Here is a 19,288-nt window from a genome sequence, read left to right on the forward strand (position 1 = left end):
AGCTATGACATCGGCTGTTTACCATATCCCAGTGATGCTCGCCCAATGCACTGAAGGCTTGGCTATTGATCCCAACGGGATCTATGTCGATGTGACTTTTGGTGGGGGAGGGCATTCCAAAGAGATCCTAAAGCATTTGGATAAAGGCCATTTGTATGGATTTGATCAAGATGAAGATGCCTTGGCCAATGCCCCCCAGGATGACCGGTTCACTTTTGTGCAGGCCAATTTCCGGGATATCAAGCGATATCTAAGACTGTATGGGATAAAGCAAGTCGATGGGATTTTAGCGGATTTGGGGATTTCATCCCACCAGATTGATGAACCGGGACGGGGTTTTTCTACCCGTTTTAGCGGAAATCTGGACATGCGGATGAACCAGTCGGCGGAGATCAGTGCCAAAGAAGTTCTGAATACCTACGATGAGGGGAAGCTTCACAAGATTTTCGGAATCTTCGGAGAAGTGAAAAACGCAAAGACGTTGGCTCAGTCTATTGTAGCCGAACGGGCCCAAAAGCCTTTTGAAACGACAGAAGGATTTACCGCATTTCTGAAAAAATTCGCCCCTAGGGGAAAGGATTTCAAATACTACGCTCAGGTTTTTCAGGCTTTGAGAATCGAAGTAAACGACGAAATGGGGGCTTTGGAAGAAATGCTTCTCAGTGCCTTAGAGCTGTTGAAGCCGAAGGGAAGACTGGTCGTGATGAGCTATCATAGCCTGGAAGACAGATTGGTCAAAAACCTGATTGCAAAAGGAAAATTCCAGGGAGAGGTGGAGAAGGATTTCTACGGAAATCTGATCAGACCTCTGGAACCGATTACAAGAGGTGCGATCGTGCCCGATGAGGAAGAGATTGCCGCCAATCCACGTGCTAGAAGTGCCAAGTTGAGAGTAGCTAAAAAATTAGGAAAATGAGTCAAAACACCTTTAAGAAAAAACTGAAGGCCGGGAATGCTCCAAAAGGAGGTTCCGGAAAGACCATTTTTACTTGGATCGAAGAAAAACTAGACGTCAAGGGAATTCTTGGCGAAGGGGTTCCTGTCCAGTTTGTGCCCCCGGTGGGCTTTTTGGTTGTGCTCGCACTGATCTATATCTACAGCAATCATAGGGCAGAAAGCATGACCCGAAAAATCGAAAAAGCCCAACAGGAAGTGGAGGACCTGCATGCGGACGTCACCACTCTGGAGGCAGAGTATATGCAAAGCAGCATGCAGTCCGAAGTGGCCAAGCGTGTAGCCAAGCTTGAAATCTATGAATTGAATCAACCGCCGATCAAAATCGAGGTAGAAAAGTGAATATAAAACGCTCCATAGTGCTCCGAGTGAGGGTGGTTTTCATCCTGGTGGCTTTGGCTGCCTGTGCGATACCATACAAGATCGCCGTGGTGCAGGTGAAGGAGGGAGACAAGTGGAGAGCAAAAGCAGAGCAGGTCAACTTTCAGTACCGTGAAGTTCCCGCTACTCGTGGAAATATCTATGCGACAGACGGCAGCCTTTTGGCTACCAGTCTGCCTTTTTACAGGGTCGCCATTGACCCGACAGTGGCAAAAGACGGCAAATTCAAATCGGGTATCGATTCTTTGGCGCGTAAGCTTTCAGGCTTTTACAAGGACAAATCTGCTACAGCCTACAAACGAATGATCCAGGATGCAAGGGGAGATAAAAAGCGTTTCCTCATCCTGAACAGAAAGCAAATCGGCTATCAGGATATGCAAAAAATGACCTCCTGGCCAATTTTCAGAGAAGGAAGACTTGGCGGCGGAGTGATTTTTGAGAAGGTGGAAAAACGCTACCTGCCATTCAATTCTCTGGCAAGCCGGACAGTCGGTACAGTAAACGAAAAGGATCAAGGGGCCGGTATCGAATACAGCTTTAACAATTACCTCAAAGGCAAAGACGGAAAGGCGCTTTTCCAAAGATTGGCAGGCGGAAGCTGGAAGCCGGTATTTGATGCAGAAGACATTAAGCCGGACAACGGTTACGACGTGTTTACCACTTTGGATGTCAATATCCAGGATGTTGCAGAAACGGCCCTAAGAAGACAATTGACGGATCGGGAAGCTGCTTTTGGATCTGTCATTGTGATGGAGGTAAAGACGGGACATATCAAGGCAATGGCCAACCTGCAGCGAAACAAAAATGGGGTCGGTTATTCCGAAAGCTACAACTATGCGGTCGGGGACATCGGAAATACAGAGCCAGGGTCGACGTTCAAATTGCTGTCCATGCTGGCACTTTTGGAAGAAAATAAGATCAGTCTGAATGAAAAGATCGAAACCGGAAACGGGGCTCATAGATTTTACAACCAAACGATGTATGACGCCAAAAATGGCGGATTTGGCACCATAACTATTAGGGAAGCTTTTGAAAAGTCCTCCAATGTGGCAATCTCCAAATTGGTAGACATGCATTTTGGATCAAGTCCTTCCAAGTTTATGGCATACATGGACAAGGTAGGTTTAGCGGAGCCATTAGATCTCCAGTTGGCAGGTGAAGGGAAACCTTTTTTCAAAAAGCCCGGATCAAAAACCTGGTACGGAACCTCACTTCCTTGGATTTCGATCGGATATGAATCCAAACTAAATCCGATCCATACCCTGGCATTTTACAATGCTGTTGCAAATAACGGAGTCATGATGAAGCCGCTTTTTGTGAAAGGGGTGGGTAGAGGAAATTCGCTTGTGGAGACTTACGAACCTCAGGTTTTGCGCAAGCAAATCGCCTCGGAAAAAACAGTAAAGCAGCTTCAGGAGCTATTGGAAGGGGTGGTTTTGAGAGGTACAGCCAGAAATATACTCAACGAAAACTATCCGATTGCAGGTAAAACCGGCACTGCTCAAAAGATCGTCAACGGCAGATATACCGAGACTTATTACACCAGCTTTGCGGGCTATTTTCCAGCTGATCGTCCCAAGTACAGCATGATTGTGGTGATCGACAGTCCCAATGGCTTCGCTGCGTATGGAGGTGATGTGTCCGCTCCGGTTTTCAAAGAAATCGCAGACCGGATTTATGCCTTGGATATGGAACTCAATCCAGTTGATCAGTCCAAAATTTTCCTTGCTGAAAATCAGCAAAGCAAGTTGCCTTATATCAAGGCTGGCAAAGGGGAGGAGCTCCAGGGGATTTTTGAACAATTGGGCCTCGCTTCCAAAATTCCTAGCAGTGAAGAGTGGGTCATTTCATCTCAATTGATGGAGAAAATTGAATTGAAAATCAATGATACCGAAAAGCCGGTTGTACCGAATGTTTCGGGAATGCCCCTCCGGGATGCGCTTTTTATCCTGGAGAATAAAGGACTCAAAGTTAACTACAGCGGCAAAGGCCGGGTGATGGAGCAATCCTTGAATCCTGGTGCTCCGCTTACCCCAAATGCGACGATAAATCTGGTTTTAGGATAAATGAAAGTTCTCAAGGACATATTGTACAAAGTATCGCTGACCTCGACCATCGGAGACATGGAGCGTAGGGTGAGTGGTATTGTCTTTGACAGCAGACAAGTGGTGGAGAACAGTGCATTTGTCGCTGTGCCCGGAACTCAGGTAGACGGGCACGAATTCATTGCCACTGCGCTTGAAAAAGGAGCCACGGTCATCATCTGTGAGAAACTACCAGAAGTCATCAAGGAAGGAATTACCTATGTGCAAGTCATAAATTCTGCCAAGGCTTTGGGCATTATCGCTTCCAACTTCTACGATAATCCTTCGGAAAAAATCAAAGTTGTTGCTGTGACCGGGACCAATGGTAAAACCACTACGGTGACACTTTTGCACCAGTTGTTTGTTTCCATGGGTTACAGCACCGGTTTGCTTTCCACAGTGGAAAACAAAATCAATTCCGAAGTCATTCCAGCTACCCATACCACCCCGGATGCGGTAAGTGTGCAGGCTTTGCTCCGCAAAATGGTCGAGGAAGGCTGTACGCATTGCTTTATGGAAGCCAGTTCCCATGCCATCGTCCAGGAGCGGATTGCAGGATTAAAGTTGACTGGAGCTGTTTTCACCAATATCACCCACGATCACCTCGACTATCACGGGACGTTTGACGAGTATATTAAGGCCAAGAAAAAACTGTTTGACGAGTTGCCTAAAGATGCTTTTGCACTTGTAAACGGTGACGATAAGCGGGCTGCTGTGATGGTTCAAAATTGCAAAGGAACTCATCAGACTTTTGCACTTAAATCTTCAGCGGATTTCAAAGGAAAAATCATTTCCAATACCCTCGAAGGTCTTGAACTGGAAATCAACGGCAAGCTGATCTGGTTTAGGATGATCGGAGCATTCAATGCCTACAATCTCCTGGGAGTCTTGGGAGTGGCGGTTCTACTGGGTGAAGATGAGGATGAAGTGCTTCGGATGCTTTCTGCCATCCGTGGTGCAAAGGGAAGATTTGACCGGATAGCCATCGGCGGAATCATAGCGATCGTGGATTATGCACATACTCCGGACGCGCTGGACAATGTCCTCAAAACCATCAATGGAGTCCGAACAGGCAACGAACAACTCATCACAGTGGTAGGCTGCGGTGGAAACCGGGACAAAACCAAACGGCCAATCATGGCCAAAATGGCTGTGAGTGAAAGCACCAAGGTCATTCTCACTTCCGACAATCCCCGATTTGAGGAGCCCATGGATATCCTTCGTGACATGCAGGCTGGAATCGGTCCTTCAGAAGTCCGAAAAACCCTGACAATCGAAGACCGAAGAGAAGCAATCAAGACAGCGGTGATGCTTTCCAAAAAAGGGGATATCATCCTGATCGCTGGCAAAGGCCATGAAGATTACCAAGAAATCAAAGGGGTGAAACACCACTTTGATGATGCCGAAGTCGTGACCGAAATCTTAGAACAACTGACAAAAAACTGATATGCTTTATCCCATTTTTGACTACCTAGATCGAGTGCTGGACATCCCGGGAACGGGCGTGTTCCGCTATATCTCGTTCCGTGCGGGAATGGCAGCGGTTTTTTCACTGATCATTACCATCACTTTTGGACACAAAATCATCGAATGGATCCGAAACAGACAGATCGGGGAGACAGTTCGTGATTTGGGTCTTGAAGGACAAAATCAGAAAAAAGGAACTCCAACCATGGGTGGTCTGATGATGATTGCTGCCATCCTGATTCCAACTCTGCTATTTGCCAACTTAAACAATGTCTACATCATCCTTTTGCTGATCTCCACGGTTTGGCTGGGATTGATCGGGTTTTTGGATGATTACATCAAAGTATTCCGCAAAAACAAAGAAGGTCTCAAAGGTCGATTCAAGATAGTTGGACAGATCGGGATCGGGATCATCGTGGGTTCTACGCTCTATTACAATGACGATGTGGTAATCCGAGAGTTTTCCACACCTGTTTCCATTGAAGAAGGCGTTGTAGAAACACCATCTTTCCAGGATGTGAAGGCACTGAAGACCACTATTCCTTTTGTCAAAAACAATGAATTGGACTATGAGCGGGTTTTGGGATTTATGGGTGAATCCATGGTACCGGTGCTCTACATTCTGGTTGCAATTTTCATCATTACAGCGGTTTCAAATGGCGCAAACATCACCGACGGAATAGACGGCCTAGCTGCCGGGACATCTGCCATCATCGGGCTTGCCATTGCGATTTTCGCCTACCTGAGCGGTAATGCCATTTTTTCCCAATACCTGAATATCATGTACATCCCCAATTCCGGGGAGCTGGTGATTTTCGCCTCTGCCTTTATCGGTGCCTGTATCGGTTTCCTTTGGTACAATGCCTACCCCGCCCAGGTTTTCATGGGGGACACAGGTTCATTGATGTTGGGTGGAGTGATAGCGGTTTTGGCTTTGACGCTTCGCAAAGAACTGTTGATCCCGATCATGTGCGGGATTTTCCTGGTGGAAAATGTCAGCGTAATGCTACAAGTGAGCTATTTCAAATACACCCGAAAAAAATACGGAGAAGGACGCAGGATTTTCCTGATGTCTCCTCTGCACCATCATTACCAGAAAAAAGGAATTCATGAAGCCAAAATCGTCACCCGATTTTGGATTGTCGGAATCCTGCTTGCAGTATTCACTTTGGCCACTTTGAAGCTTAGATAAAATATGAAACAGATTGCCATCCTTGGAGCCGGAGAAAGTGGATTGGGAGCAGCATTGCTCGCCAAGCGGGAAGGCTATGGGGTTTGGGTATCTGATTCAGGGGTTATTTCAGCCGAAAGAAAAAATGCTCTTCAGGAAGCCGGAATCAGCTTTGAAGAAGGCGGGCATGATGAAGCGAAAATCCTTTCCAGCGACTTGATCATCAAAAGTCCGGGAATTCCCACTAAGGCTCCTCTAGTGAAAAAAGCCATGGATCAGGGAATTCCGGTCATTGACGAATTGGAATTTGCCTATCGATTCAGCGCAGGAAAGGTGATTGCCATTTCCGGAACCAACGGAAAAACAACAACAACGCTTTTGACCTATCACTTGCTCAAGGAAGCCGGATACGACGTCGGTTTGGCAGGAAATGTCGGCCAAAGTTGGGCTGGTCAATTGGTCGACCAAGACCATGACTGGTGGGTGATTGAAGTGTCAAGTTTCCAGATCGATGGTTTCCAGTGTTTCAGGCCGACTATCGGGATTTTGACCAACATCACTCCGGATCATTTGGATCGCTACGAATACAAAATCGAAAACTATATCCTTTCCAAAATGAGTCTGTTCAAAAACATGGCTCAGCGCGAAAAGGCAATTGCATTTCTGGAGGATCCTTTGACAAAGAAAGGACTGGAATTAAAAAAAGTAAAGGCAGATATCCATTGGATTTCTCTTTCTGAAAAGCAGGAAAAAGGAGGCTTTAGCGATGGCGAATTGTTTGAGATCTCAGCAGTTGGAGAGTCAGTTAAGATTCCGGTTTCAAGTCTTCCGATCAAAGGAAAACACAATATTCTGAATGCACTCTGCGCGGGAACTGCTGCACTGATTGCAGGACTGACCGAGGAGCAATTGACTGCCGGATTCAAAACTTTCAAAAATGCACCTCACCGAATGGAGCTTATCCGCGAGGTGGATGGGGTACGGTTTGTCAATGACAGCAAAGGCACCAATGTGGAATCCACCTATTACGCTTTGGGAAGCTATACTGACCCGATGATTTGGATTGCCGGAGGAGTGGACAAAGGCAATGACTATACTGTGTTGAACAGCTTGGTGGATGATGGGAAAGTGAAAGTATTGATCTGTCTGGGTATAGACAATGAGAAACTGAAAAAGGCTTTCTCAGGAATCATCCCGGAGATCAGAGAAACGCAGGATATCCGCGAAGCGGTGACCTGGGGGCAGGATTTGGCCAAATCAGGAGAAGTGGTTTTGCTTTCTCCGGCCTGTGCCAGCTTCGATTTATTTAAGAATTATGAGGACCGTGGAGAGCAGTTTAGAGCGGCGGTTTTGGGATTAAAAGAAAAGCAAAAAGCATGATTCAGCTGAAGGCATGGATAGACGAGCAGTTTAAAGGCGATCCCATCATCTGGGCGATCGTGATTTTGCTGTCTTTGTTCAGCATTCTGGTGGTGTATTCTGCCACGGGCACTTTGGCCTATAAAACAGCGGGAGGGAATACCGAACTGTACTTGTTCCGTCATTCCTTTTTGGTGTTCATTTCCCTGTTTGTGATGTGGCTGGCTCATAAGATGCCTTACCGAAAGTACGCGCTTTACGCGCGTCTCTTCATGTATTTGTCCATTCCATTGCTGGCATTCACTTATTTCTTTGGATCCAATATCAATGATGCAAACCGTTGGCTAACCATCCCGGTGATCAATCAGGCTTTCCAACCTTCCGATTTGGCGAAGCTTTCGCTCATTGCTGCCTTGGCGGCGATGTTGGCAAAGCGTCAAAATAACATCCATGATTTTACCGGTACTTTCCTACCGGTTATCCTTTCCATTGGATTGATCAGTGCACTGATCGGAATGGCTAATATGTCCACAGCGATCCTGCTTTTGGCCACTTGTCTGCTGATCATGTTTATCGGTCGGGTTCCTGTCAAATACTTGGCCTTGGTCGTCATGGTCGGGGTGATGGGCTTGACAGTTGCGGTTTTTACAGGTCAAAGAGGTGAGACTTTCTGGTCCCGAATCGAAGCTTTCTGGGAGTCCAAAGACGACGAAAGCAAAATTCCTTTTCAGGCAGAGCAATCTTACATCGCCATTGCGACCGGAGGAATCACCGGCAAAGGTCCAGGCAACAGTGAGCAGCGTAATTCCCTGCCACATCCTTATTCGGATTTCATCTACGCCATCATCATCGAGGAATACGGCATGGTGGGTGGAGCTACAGTACTCTTCCTCTACCTCGCACTTCTTTATCGTGGAATGCGAATCGTAGCCAATTCCAATAAAGCCTTCGGAGGCTTGCTTTCTGCAGGTTTGAGTTTTGCCCTGGTCATACAGGCTTTGGTCAATATGGCCGTGGCGGTAGGATTGGGGCCGATTACAGGTTTGCCGCTTCCGCTTCTGAGTATGGGGGGGACTTCTCTGGTTTTCACCGGAACTGCTCTGGGAATTATCCTGAGTGTGAGCCGTGGGGATCATTCAGACGAAGTGAGTGCAGCGGCTCCTGAAATGAAAGTGAGTAACAGATTACGTACAGCATAAACCCAAAAAGCTATTAACGCTCAGTCAACATATCGAATTCTCATTAGCGGTGGAGGCACCGGCGGGCACATCTATCCTGCCATCGCCATCGCCAATGCCTGGAAGGAAAAGCATCCTGCCAGTGAGATTCTATTTGTGGGTGCTTTGGGAAAAATGGAAATGCAAAAAGTCCCTGAGGCTGGCTACGAAATCAAAGGTCTGCCGGTGGCAGGTCTTCAGCGCAGCCTGACTTTGGACAACCTGAGCTTTCCTTTTAAGCTTTTGAAAAGCCTGAGGATCGCATCCGGAATTGTAAAGGACTTCCGTCCCGATGCCGTAGTCGGAGTAGGCGGCTATGCCAGCGGACCGGTGCTTTATGCTGCACAAAATAAAGGAATTCCAACCCTGGTGCAGGAGCAAAACTCTTACGCAGGGCTTACCAATAAACTTTTGGCCAAAAAGGCTAAAGCCATCTGCGTGGCTTATCCGGAGATGGAGAAGTTCTTTCCTGCATCCAAAATTAGAATCACAGGAAATCCTGTGAGAAAAGACATTCTGGATTTGTCAGGGAAAAAGGAAAAGGCCATCGAACATTTTGGACTGACTGCAGAGCGAAAAACCATTCTGGTTTTGGGAGGCTCATTGGGAGCTAGAACTCTGAATCAAGCGGTTTTGAAAGACATGGAAAGCTTGGAAGCAGCAGGTTTCCAAGTCCTTTGGCAGTGTGGGAAATTCTATTTCAAAGACATGCTGACCAAGCTTGAGGAGTCAGGATTGAAGCACATTCACTTGAGAGAATTCATCCGAGAAATGGATTTGGCTTATGCGGCAGCAGATGTGATTGTGTCGAGAGCAGGAGCGCTTTCTGTATCTGAACTCAGTCTGGTTGGCAAGCCGGTGATTTTCATCCCATCTCCAAATGTGGCCGAAGATCACCAAACCAAAAATGCCATGGCATATGTGAATCATCAGGCCGCTTTACTCCTGAAGGATTCTGAAGCTGTGGGACAATTGAAAAGTAAAGTTGAAGGATTGATGCAGAACCCTGAATTGGGGGATGCATTGGGGAAAAATATGAAAAAGATGGCTAAGCCAGATGCGGCCAATGCCATTGTGAATGAACTGGAAAAACTGGTCAAATGACATTCAAAGGTGTAAATAAGGTGTACTTCCTCGGAATCGGTGGCATAGGCATGAGTGCCTTGGCCCGATGGTTCCGTCATGAGGGCTATCCTGTAGCGGGATACGACAAGACTCCTTCTCCTTTGACCGAAGAGTTGGAAAAAGAAGGCATGGTGATCAGTTTCACCGATTCCGCAGCGGATGTTCCATTTGAATTCACTACCAATCCGGATGAAGTGTTAGTAGTATGGACTCCGGCTATTCCAAAAGACAGTGTGCTGTTAAATTTCTTCCAGGCCCACTATCAATTGAAAAAGCGCTCTGAAGTCCTGGGGATGATCACTAAGGATTTCTACACCATTGCTGTTGCCGGTACTCACGGAAAAACCAGCACATCCTCTTTGGTGGCGCATCTGCTAAAATCAGCTGGAAAACCTGTAGCTGCTTTCCTTGGCGGGATTACCCAGAATTACAACAGCAATCTGATTTTGCCTGGTAAGTCCAAAGAAGCAACACTTGTCGTGGTGGAAGCGGATGAGTTTGACCGTTCTTTCCTCCGACTTCATCCAAATGAAGCGGTACTCACCAGTGCTGATCCTGATCACCTGGACATCTATGGAGACGAGGCTACGATTCTGAATGGATTCCGAGACTTCATCAAATTGTTGGATAAGAAAGGCAAGCTCTACATCCAATCCCATGCCTGGTATCGCTTGGGTGAAAACCTTGGAATTAGCGCCGGAATCCGGGAATATGGACTGAGATCATCCGGGATACATGCTGAAAATATCATTGCAAAGCCTGGGATTTTCCTTTTCGACTACATCGGTACCAAAGTGCAGATCAAAGGATTGGAGCTGCGAATCCCCGGCTTCCACAATGTGGAAAACGCTTTGGCAGCGATTGCAATCGCCGTGGACCATGGTGTGACTGAGGAGCAAATAAGAGCAGGAATCAAATCCTTCCGCGGAGTGAAACGCAGATTTGAGATTCATTCTGCTGTGCCTGGACATATTTATATCGATGATTATGCCCACCACCCAGAGGAGATCAAAGCTTGTTTGAGTTCGGTAAGGGCAATGTATCCATCACAAAGACTGACTGTGATCTTCCAGCCACATCTTTTTACCAGGACCAGAGATTTTGCCCCTGGATTTTCTGAAAGCCTTTCTCTGGCTGATGAAGTGGTGCTCCTTGACATATACCCTGCCCGGGAATTGCCTATCCCTGGAGTGACATCCGAGATGCTTTTGGATGGAATTAAGGCAGGGAAAAAGACTTTGATAAATAAGGCCCAGGTGATGAATTACCTGGAGGAATCCCAACCTGAAGTCCTTGTGACCATGGGTGCTGGAGATATAGATCGATTGGTGCCAGGCATTACCGCCTGGATGAATTCAAGAACAAAATCACAGGAAGCATGACGTTCGCCAGACTGAAAAAGCCGCTTGGATTTTTGACCCTTTGCCTGGTATTGGTTGGGTTTATAGGATTTGTGGAAAAGCAATCCCAGCTGAAAACCTATGGAGGCTTGGAGATTGATTTGGAGGCGGTGAGCGGAGTTTATTTTGTTGAGGAAAAAGAGATCGGGGAGATTGTCACTTCAGGTTTTCCTGAATTGAAAGCAGGTCTTCCAATCAATGAGGTGCCTTTGGCCGCAATTGAAAAACGGCTTTCCGGACATCCTTTCATCAAATCTGTTCAGGCTTCGATCGAACAAAAGGGAATTCTGAAAGTGAAAATCAATCAGCATGAGCCGATCGCAAGGATCGCCCGACCGATGGGTGCGGATGGGTACATCACCACAGAGGGATTGATCATTCCCACCTCGCCAACTTACACCAGTCGGGTTCTGATTTTGGAAGGGGACTTTGCAGAGAGGTTAATGGATCAGGGAAGTGTGGACGCTATGCCCGAACTGATGCCTTTGGTCCGATTTGTCACCCAGGATGAATTCTGGAGTGCCCAGGTGACCGAGTTGGAAATCAACAAAAAAGACGATATCCGACTTCATCAGCAGGTTGGTAAGCAGGTGATTGAATTTGGTGATGCCCTGGATTTCGAGAGCAAATTCAAACGAATCGAAATCCTGTATAAAGAGATTTTACCGAGGAAAGGCTGGAATGCTTACGAGCGGATCAGCGTGAAGTATAAAAATCAAATTGTTTGTGAATAACGCTTGGATATGGAAAACGACAAACTAATTGTAGGGCTGGATATTGGAACCACCAAAATCTGTGCGATCATCGGACGGAAAAATGAGTTTGGAAAACTCGAGGTTCTTGGAATGGGCAAGGCCGTCTCTGACGGGGTAGATCGCGGCATCGTGACCAACATCGAGAAGACTATTCATGCCATTCAAAAAGCCGTCGAAGACTGCTCCAACATGGCCGATGTAGACATTGCCGAAGTCATTGTCGGGATAGCCGGTCAGCATATCCAAAGCAAAATCATGCACGGCAGCATCATGCGCCAACCATCTGAGGACGAAATCACCGTTGAAGATGTGCAGCGGCTTTCTGCCGACATGCACAACATCGTCGTCCCTGCGGGCAACAGTATCATCCACGTGATGCCACAGGATTATACTGTGGATTACGAAGGAGGGATCAAAGATCCAGTGGGGATGGCAGGTACTCGTTTGGAGGCGGATTTCCATATCATCACCGCCCAGACTACCGCGATTCACAACATCAACAAATGCGTCAAGCGAGCCAATCTCGAATCTAAGCAACTGATCCTTGAGCCATTGGCGAGTTCACTTTCTGTTCTGAGCGACGATGAAAAAGAAGCCGGGGTGTGCTTGGTGGATATCGGAGGAGGAACTACGGACATTGCTATTTTCTACGAAAACATCATCCGCCATACCGCGGTGATTCCTCTGGGAGGAAATATAATCACGGCTGATATCAAGGAGGGCTGCATGCTGATGCACAATCAGGCAGAGTTGCTGAAAACCCGCTTTGGAAAAGCCATTGCGGAGGAAGCCAATCCAAATGAAATCGTGTCCATTCCAGGACTCAGAAATAGACATCCCAAAGAAATCTCGATTCGCAACCTGGCTTCGATTATTCAGGCCCGTATGGATGAGATTATCGAGATCGTCCAAAACGAAATCATGCAGAGCGGCTATTACAAAAAACTGGCAGGAGGTATTGTTCTGACCGGTGGTGGTGCCCAACTCCAGTGCATTTCCCAGTTGTTTGAATACCAGACCGGATTGGATACACGAATCGGATTTCCAAATGAGCACCTGGGTAAGTCTGTGATCGAGGATGTAAAGAGCCCGATGTATGCCACTTCCGTGGGATTGGTTTTGGCAGGATTCAAATCACTAGACAACAGGGAAGATGGCTATCTGAAAAGAAAAGCCAACACAGGCGTGAAGCCTAAAATCATGATAAAGCGGGAAGCCATTGCCAACAATTTCTTCAAGGGAATCACCGACAAACTGAAAACATTTATCTCCGATGATATCGGCGAAACAAATAATTACTAGGGCTTATGATTGGGGAGGTAATCAGCCCTGCAGATTACTTCCTTCTTTACCCTTTTTTCAAAACAACTATCAACAGAAAATTTTCACCAAACCATAAAATATGTCAGATAACATGAAAGATTACAGATTTGACCTCCCCAAAAATCAAAAATCAATTATCAAGGTAATTGGTGTGGGAGGAGGCGGTAGCAACGCCGTGAACCACATGTATGCCCAAGGCATCAAAGATGTGGAGTTTGTGGTAGTCAATACAGATGCACAGGCACTGAAATCCAGTCCGGTGCCATTGAGACTACAATTGGGAGCAAACCTGACCGAAGGTCTCGGTGCAGGTGCCAATCCTGAACAAGGCCGAAATGCAGCCATCGAATCGGAAGATGAGATCCGCGAGTTGCTGGCTGACAACACCAAAATGGTGTTTATCACTGCGGGAATGGGCGGCGGTACCGGCACCGGTGCAGCACCTGTCGTAGCTCGTATCGCCAAAGAACTGAACATCCTGACTGTCGGTATCGTGACAGCTCCGTTCATGTTCGAAGGCAAAAAGAAAATGTCGGTCGCGCAACAAGGAATCGAAGCTCTACGCGAAAACTGCGACACCGTCCTCGTCATCCTGAATGACAAGCTTAGAGAAATCTATGGCAACTTGGCGATCCGCACTGCCTTCAGCAAAGCAGATAACATCCTGACTACGGCAGCCAAGTCAATCGCCGAAATCATCACAATCCATCAGGATGTAAACGTCGATTTTGAAGATGTGAAGACAGTGATGAAAGACGCAGGTGCTGCAGTAATGGGCTCCTCGACTGAAGATGGCGAAGGTCGTGCGATCCGCGCTGCCGGAGCAGCGATCTCTTCACCATTGCTCAACAATGTGGACATCAAAGGTGCTCAGAAGATCCTCCTTTCCATCATGTCCGGCGAGGAAGAGGAGTTGTCAATGGACGAACTCAGCGAAATCACGGAATACATCCAGGAGAAGGCCGGCGACAATGCTGAGGTGATCTTCGGTCAGGGTATCGATCCCGAACTTGGCAAAGCCATCCGAGTAACAGTCATTGCGACAGGTTTCGAAATGGATAAGTTGACAGACAAGCCTAGAAAAGAGTTTGTTGCTCCTATTTCTGCATTTGCCAATCCGATTGCAAGCACTCCGGTACCTGCACCTGAAGTGGTAAAAACTGTCATCAATCTGGACTCAGGAAAAAGCCAACAAGTGAAAGAAGAACCGATTTCAGGTGGATCAACTTTTACGTTCAACATGCCAAAAGCTCCTGTTGCTCCTGCCAAGCCAGTTGAAGAAGAAAAAGAAGAGTTTGTTTTCAGATTCACACCAATTCAGGAAGAAAAAGAAGAGCCTAAGTTTGAAGCGGCAGAGCCGGAGAAGATCGTTCATGAGCTCTATGAGGAGCCTTCAAAGAGTACTGTTGAACTTCCCAAAGAGTCTGAGCCCATGCCACAGGTTTTTGCCAATGATTACTATGAGACCATGAAGCAAAAAGCCATTCAACGTGCGCATGAGCGATTTGAAAAACTAAAGGGAAATCGAGTTTACAATCCTAGCCCGGATGAATTGAAGGAAAAAATGAATGTACCTGCGTATCAGCGCAAGAATGTGGTGCTCAATGAGCCTCAGCATAGTTCAGAGCCTGCAATCAGTAAGTACAATCTGAATGATGAGAACGAGATTCTTGGCAACAACAGATTCCTGCATGACAATGTGGACTAAGTCCTAAAACTCAAGCAGCATGTCTGCCTGGGTATGGAGTAAGTCCACATAAAGCCTGTTGGTGAGCAGGTTATCTGACATATTTTGCTCGATTTTAGCAAGCTTAGGCTTGAGAGCGAGGACGTTCATACCCAGATAATGGAAGATGTCGGTGAGGTGGCTCAAAGCGATGCCACCCCCGCCTATTCCTGATGATATTCCCACCAAAGCACATTTTTTATTCCGAAACGTATTCGGATAGGTCATTCCGTCGATGAATGTTTTGAGAATTCCGGGAAAAGAACCGTTGTACTCCGGTACGATGAACACAAACTTTTTCCCTTCTTTGACCCGGCTGTGGAAGGCATTGTAGCCTTCATTTTTGCCGTTGTTTTCATACAAAGCCGTTGAGATAAAATCCGCCGGCAAATGATCCAGTTCCAATATTTCTGATTCTGCCCCTCTTTCTTTCAGAATTGTCTGGTAAAGTTCTGCGATGACTTTAGAAACCGAGTTTTTACGGTTGGTGCCTACGATGATTTTGATCATGGGGGTGGAATTTCTGTCTCCTATACAAGCAAGTGCGGTGAAAAGTTCTCAGGCTGAACCAAAATCCTATATTTGCCCGTAAATCAGCCAAAAATTATGGACTACCTCAAGCAAATTCAGGACGCTTTTTCATTTATCCAAAAGTTACATCCTTCTCCTGTTCCGGTTGGAATTATTTTAGGGACCGGCCTGGGCTGTCTGGGTAATCAAATCGAGGTTGAACTTGAAATTGATTACAAAGACATTCCGCACTTTCCGGTTTCTACCGTAGAAAGCCACTCAGGGAAGTTGATTTTTGGAACCCTGTCCGGGAAAAAAGTAGTCGCCATGAAAGGCCGATTCCATTATTACGAAGGCTATTCGATGAAGGAAGTGACTTTTCCGGTTCGGGTCATGAAAAAGCTCGGCGTCACTACCCTGCTTGTTTCGAATGCTTGCGGGGGATTGAATCCCACCCAGGAAGTGGGCGAAGTCATGATTATCACCGACCACATAAATTTATTTCCAGAAAACCCACTGAGAGGTAAAAACTACGATGAACTCGGACCGAGATTTCCAGATATGAGCGATACCTATTCGGCTGATTTGGTTAATAAAGCGATGAAAATCGCCGAAAAGCATGGGATCAAACTTCATCAGGGAGTCTATGCCGGAGTGGAAGGGCCAAATCTGGAGACACCAGCCGAATACAAATACCTTCGGACAATCGGAGGCGACGCGGTCGGGATGAGCACTGTCCCGGAAGTTTTGGTGGCGAGGCATTCCGGAATGGAGGTTTTCGGGATCTCAGCAATTACTGACTTGGGAGTAGAAGGTCGGATCCACAAAGTGGACATTGCTTACGTACTCGCAGCCGCCGCCAAAGCTGAACCGGTGATGAGTTTGATTATGCGGGAGTTGGTGGCCGGGATTTGATTTTTAAAAGCCTGATTAGGTTTTCGAATAAAACTGACTAAATGTTATTGATCTCAAAAAGGAATCCATGAAAAAAGGTAAGAACTACGATAGAGCAATAACTTTGATTCAACATCAAGTGCAGCTATTTTGGCTTGTTTCGACAGCTTTTTTAATTACTGAAACAGTGGTGTTAAGCGGTGTTTTATCATTGATTAAGGACTTACAACAAGGTTTGGTATTTCTATTTAGTCTTTTTGGTTTTATTATTTCTATAGCTTGGTGGACAACTTTCCAATACAATCATTCATTTTATTTGTTAAGAATTAATGAAGCAAAGAAATTTGAACCAAAAAAAGCCGGGTTTTTTAAGGATGGAGAAAAGCTAAAAGATAAAGGACAAATTCGTGTAGGAAAGAATTCCGTATGGATACCTTGGCCTGGGAGGCCCCCAAAAAATGCGATAACATTGTTAATTCTATTATTTGCATTTTCATTTTTTCTTTTGGCTGTTCTTTATAATCCGTTTTTTAAAATAGTTTTGGATTTTTGCAGAATTTGCTAGGGATGGTAAAAAAAAAGCAACCCTCTCCGATCAGACCGGAGAAGGGCCTTCTAATATCTAAAGTCTACTATCTAACGTCTTACGTCTAACATCTATTTTTTCATTCCCATATAATCCACCACAAAGTAGCTCATCACACGCATGCCCAATACAAATCCGCCTTCGTCGATGTAGAAGTCAGGAGTATGGTGGGATGGAGTTTTGGTGGGATCTCCGCCTTTTTTCATGCCTCCCAAGGAGATAAAAAATCCGGGCTTTTCACGCTGGAAAAAGCTGAAATCCTCCGCTCCAGTGATCAATGGATTGGTAAGGACATTTCCTTCGCCAGCAGCAGCCAGTACAGTCGGTCCCATGAGTTCCGTGAGGGCAGGATCATTGACCGTAGCTGGGTAAAGTTTGGTGATGGTGACATCGGCTTTGCCTCCAGCGCTTTCAGCGATATTGGTGGCGATTTCGGTGATTCTTTTGTGTACGAGGATTTGTTGGTCGTCTCCGAATGTGCGGATTGTACCGATCATTTCGACTTTTTCTGGAATGATATTGTGGCGGATTCCACCATGAATAGCTCCTACGGTTACGATTGCTGGTGCTGTGGTGATGTTTACATTTCTGGAAATAATGGTTTGAAGGCCATTGATGATCTGAGCGGAAGTGACGATTGGATCCACGCCTGACCAGGGTGAAGCACCATGTGCTTGTGTGCCGTGAACGGTGATTTCGAGATTATCAACTCCAGCCAAGGCCGGTCCTGAGCGATAGCCGATCTTGCCGACTTCCATCTGCGAACCAATATGCAGTCCAAAAACCGCGTCCACGTCTTTCATCACGCCCTGCTCCACCATTTGCTTGGCACCCCAAGTGGTTACGCCTTCCTGATAGATTCCTTCTTCGGCAGGTTGAAAGATGAATTTTACAGTTCCCTGAAGCTCATTTTTCATCCCGGCCAAGACTTCAGCAACGCCCATCAGAATCGCGACGTGGGTATCGTGTCCGCATGCATGCATTACGCCTGTTTCCTGATCGTTGTAAGTTGCGGTCACTGTAGATTTGAATGGCAAATCAACACGCTCAGTCACTGGCAAAGCATCCATATCAGCACGAAGGGCAACTGTTGGTCCCGGCTTTCCGCCTTTCAATATTCCAACAACCCCGGTCACAGCAACACCTTCTTGCACTTCGATTCCTAGGGCACGCAGGTGATCTGCGACCATTTTTGCGGTTCGGACTTCATTGTTTCCGAGTTCCGGATTTTTGTGGATGTCCCGTCTCCATTCGATTACTTTGGCCTCAATGGAGGTTGCTTTTTTGTCGATTTCGGGACGGAGGTTTGTTTGGCCTACGGCTACTCCACTTAGCAGAACTAGTGGCAGAATTAATTTCTTCATAAGAATATAAGGTTGATGTTCAGGGTAGCGGTTATTTGGTTCGGTTAAAATAAGAAGAGAAGTCATTAAATTTCTTTTCTCTTTTGGGTTATATCAGGGAAAGCAGAACTTTTCCTTCCGATTTGACTTTTTAGGATAAATAATAAGCTATGAACCTCAACAATAAAATTGCCGTTGTCACCGGAGTAAGCAAAGGAATCGGTCTTGAATTGGTCAGGCAACTGATCGAAAAAGGGGTAATTGTGGCAGGATGGGGGAGAACCCAACCTGAATTTGCCCATGAGAATTTTCATTTTTTCACTTGCGATGTGTCCGTAGAGGATCAGGTGGAAAAGGCCTACATGGCCACAGTCTCCAAATTGGGATTTGACATCCGGATTTTGGTGAATAATGCTGGTTTTGGAGTTGCAGGGACATTTGAAACAATGTCCTCTGAGGTTTGGAAATCCATGTTTGACACCAATGTTCACGGTATTTTCTATGTAAGCAAAAGGCTGATTCCCGGAATGAAAGCTGCAGACGAAGGCCATATCATTAATGTAGCCTCTATCGCCGGACTCAACGGTGTCGCGAATTTTGCTGGCTATGCTGGGACAAAGCATGCAGTGAGGGGCATTTCCCACTCGATGTACATGGAACTGAGAGATTTTGGAATCAAAGTCTCCACGATCTATCCGGGCTCTATTCAGACCAACTTTTTTGATAAAATCGAAGGAATGCAAGCCCATGAACACATGATGCGCCCAATCGATGTGGCCCAAACGATCGTGCAAACCCTGGAAACCCACCCGAATTACTTTGTGGCGGATGTGGAATGTCGACCGCTGAGACCGAAAGGGAAAAAGTGATCAGTGATCAGTCGCAGTAGGCAGTACTCAGTATACAGGGTGATGCCTACTGAATACTGAGACTGCCTACTGATCACTTCGAGTAACTACTTAAAACTGCATTTTTTCCTTACTTTTGAGAGGC

The 19,288-nt window shown here is 46.4% G+C and carries 17 protein-coding genes; 15 read left to right on the forward strand and 2 right to left on the reverse strand.

The features are described 5' to 3' along the window. Nucleotides 1–4 precede the first annotated feature (4 nt). The 12 genes from rsmH to ftsZ all read left to right on the forward strand — a co-directional run bounded on the left by rsmH (nucleotide 5) and on the right by ftsZ (nucleotide 14,944). On the forward strand, nucleotides 5–916 hold the full coding sequence (gene rsmH, locus B0E43_RS21345; RefSeq protein ID WP_077353408.1) for a 16S rRNA (cytosine(1402)-N(4))-methyltransferase RsmH: 912 nt from the start codon (nucleotides 5–7) through the stop codon (nucleotides 914–916). After that, nucleotides 913–1,296 carry an FtsL-like putative cell division protein gene (locus B0E43_RS21350; RefSeq protein WP_077353409.1) on the forward strand — a complete coding sequence of 128 codons (384 nt, stop codon included), beginning with the start codon at nucleotides 913–915 and terminating at the stop codon, nucleotides 1,294–1,296. Before rsmH ends, B0E43_RS21350 begins: the two co-directional genes overlap by 4 nt. Next, nucleotides 1,293–3,401, forward strand: coding sequence for a penicillin-binding protein (locus tag B0E43_RS21355; protein WP_077353410.1), 2,109 nt, complete (start codon nucleotides 1,293–1,295; stop codon nucleotides 3,399–3,401). The genes B0E43_RS21350 and B0E43_RS21355 overlap by 4 nt, the downstream gene beginning before the upstream one ends. Next, on the forward strand, nucleotides 3,402–4,865 hold the full coding sequence (locus tag B0E43_RS21360; protein ID WP_077353411.1) for a UDP-N-acetylmuramoyl-L-alanyl-D-glutamate--2,6-diaminopimelate ligase: 1,464 nt from the start codon (nucleotides 3,402–3,404) through the stop codon (nucleotides 4,863–4,865). A 1-nt stretch (nucleotide 4,866) separates the two neighbouring features. After that, nucleotides 4,867–6,078 carry a phospho-N-acetylmuramoyl-pentapeptide-transferase gene (gene mraY, locus B0E43_RS21365; RefSeq protein ID WP_077353412.1) on the forward strand — a complete coding sequence of 404 codons (1,212 nt, stop codon included), beginning with the start codon at nucleotides 4,867–4,869 and terminating at the stop codon, nucleotides 6,076–6,078. A 3-nt stretch (nucleotides 6,079–6,081) separates the two neighbouring features. Further along, on the forward strand, nucleotides 6,082–7,437 hold the full coding sequence (gene murD / locus B0E43_RS21370) for a UDP-N-acetylmuramoyl-L-alanine--D-glutamate ligase (protein ID WP_077353413.1): 1,356 nt from the start codon (nucleotides 6,082–6,084) through the stop codon (nucleotides 7,435–7,437). Beyond that, nucleotides 7,434–8,615, forward strand: coding sequence for an FtsW/RodA/SpoVE family cell cycle protein (locus B0E43_RS21375; RefSeq protein ID WP_077353414.1), 1,182 nt, complete (start codon nucleotides 7,434–7,436; stop codon nucleotides 8,613–8,615). The genes murD and B0E43_RS21375 overlap by 4 nt, the downstream gene beginning before the upstream one ends. A 12-nt stretch (nucleotides 8,616–8,627) precedes the next feature. After that, nucleotides 8,628–9,737 (forward strand): undecaprenyldiphospho-muramoylpentapeptide beta-N-acetylglucosaminyltransferase, encoded by a 1,110-nt coding sequence (gene murG / locus B0E43_RS21380; RefSeq protein WP_077353415.1) that lies wholly within the window; start codon nucleotides 8,628–8,630, stop codon nucleotides 9,735–9,737. Then, the gene (gene murC / locus B0E43_RS21385; protein ID WP_077353416.1) at nucleotides 9,734–11,140 is read left to right on the forward strand and encodes a UDP-N-acetylmuramate--L-alanine ligase; all 1,407 of its coding nucleotides are present in this window, start codon (nucleotides 9,734–9,736) and stop codon (nucleotides 11,138–11,140) included. The genes murG and murC overlap by 4 nt, the downstream gene beginning before the upstream one ends. Continuing rightward, nucleotides 11,137–11,892 (forward strand): cell division protein FtsQ/DivIB, encoded by a 756-nt coding sequence (locus tag B0E43_RS21390; protein WP_077353417.1) that lies wholly within the window; start codon nucleotides 11,137–11,139, stop codon nucleotides 11,890–11,892. Before murC ends, B0E43_RS21390 begins: the two co-directional genes overlap by 4 nt. A 9-nt stretch (nucleotides 11,893–11,901) precedes the next feature. After that, nucleotides 11,902–13,215 carry a cell division protein FtsA gene (gene ftsA / locus B0E43_RS21395; protein ID WP_077353418.1) on the forward strand — a complete coding sequence of 438 codons (1,314 nt, stop codon included), beginning with the start codon at nucleotides 11,902–11,904 and terminating at the stop codon, nucleotides 13,213–13,215. A gap of 100 nt (nucleotides 13,216–13,315) precedes the next feature. Continuing rightward, a complete protein-coding gene (ftsZ, locus tag B0E43_RS21400) occupies nucleotides 13,316–14,944 on the forward strand; it encodes a cell division protein FtsZ (protein ID WP_254423476.1) in 1,629 nt (542 codons plus the stop codon). Nucleotides 14,945–14,947: 3 nt separating this feature from the next. Here the strand turns inward: ftsZ and B0E43_RS21405 are convergent, their stop codons facing one another. Further along, nucleotides 14,948–15,472, reverse strand: a complete 525-nt coding sequence (locus tag B0E43_RS21405; protein ID WP_077353420.1) for an NADPH-dependent FMN reductase — start codon at nucleotides 15,470–15,472, stop codon at nucleotides 14,948–14,950. A gap of 96 nt (nucleotides 15,473–15,568) precedes the next feature. Here B0E43_RS21405 and B0E43_RS21410 point away from each other — a divergent pair, with 96 nt between their 5' ends. Together B0E43_RS21410 and B0E43_RS21415 are read left to right on the forward strand one after the other, a co-directional pair. Then, nucleotides 15,569–16,387: a purine-nucleoside phosphorylase gene (locus B0E43_RS21410; RefSeq protein ID WP_077353421.1), complete on the forward strand. Its 819-nt coding sequence runs from the start codon at nucleotides 15,569–15,571 to the stop codon at nucleotides 16,385–16,387. A 67-nt stretch (nucleotides 16,388–16,454) separates the two neighbouring features. After that, a complete protein-coding gene (locus B0E43_RS21415) occupies nucleotides 16,455–16,931 on the forward strand; it encodes a hypothetical protein (RefSeq protein WP_077353422.1) in 477 nt (158 codons plus the stop codon). Nucleotides 16,932–17,023: 92 nt separating this feature from the next. Here B0E43_RS21415 and B0E43_RS21420 read toward each other — a convergent pair whose 3' ends face one another. Beyond that, nucleotides 17,024–18,316 carry an amidohydrolase gene (locus tag B0E43_RS21420; protein ID WP_077353521.1) on the reverse strand — a complete coding sequence of 431 codons (1,293 nt, stop codon included), beginning with the start codon at nucleotides 18,314–18,316 and terminating at the stop codon, nucleotides 17,024–17,026. 149 nt (nucleotides 18,317–18,465) lie between these two features. On the opposite strand from B0E43_RS21420, the gene B0E43_RS21425 reads away from it, so the two are divergent. Then, nucleotides 18,466–19,164, forward strand: a complete 699-nt coding sequence (locus B0E43_RS21425) for an SDR family oxidoreductase (protein ID WP_077353423.1) — start codon at nucleotides 18,466–18,468, stop codon at nucleotides 19,162–19,164. Nucleotides 19,165–19,288 lie beyond the last annotated feature (124 nt).

The organism is Algoriphagus sp. A40 (genome assembly GCF_002002735.1).
Lineage (GTDB): Bacteria > Bacteroidota > Bacteroidia > Cytophagales > Cyclobacteriaceae > Algoriphagus.

Coding starts and splice junctions, on each gene's coding strand:
- B0E43_RS21390 (WP_077353417.1), top strand. CDS start 11,137: ATGACGTTCGCCAGACTGAAAAAGCCGCTTGGATTTTTGACCCTTTGC.
- B0E43_RS21425 (WP_077353423.1), top strand. CDS start 18,466: ATGAACCTCAACAATAAAATTGCCGTTGTCACCGGAGTAAGCAAAGGA.
- B0E43_RS21360 (WP_077353411.1), top strand. CDS start 3,402: ATGAAAGTTCTCAAGGACATATTGTACAAAGTATCGCTGACCTCGACC.
- ftsA (WP_077353418.1), top strand. CDS start 11,902: ATGGAAAACGACAAACTAATTGTAGGGCTGGATATTGGAACCACCAAA.
- B0E43_RS21410 (WP_077353421.1), top strand. CDS start 15,569: ATGGACTACCTCAAGCAAATTCAGGACGCTTTTTCATTTATCCAAAAG.
- rsmH (WP_077353408.1), top strand. CDS start 5: ATGACATCGGCTGTTTACCATATCCCAGTGATGCTCGCCCAATGCACT.
- B0E43_RS21350 (WP_077353409.1), top strand. CDS start 913: ATGAGTCAAAACACCTTTAAGAAAAAACTGAAGGCCGGGAATGCTCCA.
- ftsZ (WP_254423476.1), top strand. CDS start 13,316: ATGTCAGATAACATGAAAGATTACAGATTTGACCTCCCCAAAAATCAA.
- B0E43_RS21415 (WP_077353422.1), top strand. CDS start 16,455: ATGAAAAAAGGTAAGAACTACGATAGAGCAATAACTTTGATTCAACAT.
- B0E43_RS21405 (WP_077353420.1), bottom strand. CDS start 15,472: ATGATCAAAATCATCGTAGGCACCAACCGTAAAAACTCGGTTTCTAAA.
- B0E43_RS21420 (WP_077353521.1), bottom strand. CDS start 18,316: ATGAAGAAATTAATTCTGCCACTAGTTCTGCTAAGTGGAGTAGCCGTA.
- murC (WP_077353416.1), top strand. CDS start 9,734: ATGACATTCAAAGGTGTAAATAAGGTGTACTTCCTCGGAATCGGTGGC.
- mraY (WP_077353412.1), top strand. CDS start 4,867: ATGCTTTATCCCATTTTTGACTACCTAGATCGAGTGCTGGACATCCCG.
- B0E43_RS21375 (WP_077353414.1), top strand. CDS start 7,434: ATGATTCAGCTGAAGGCATGGATAGACGAGCAGTTTAAAGGCGATCCC.
- murD (WP_077353413.1), top strand. CDS start 6,082: ATGAAACAGATTGCCATCCTTGGAGCCGGAGAAAGTGGATTGGGAGCA.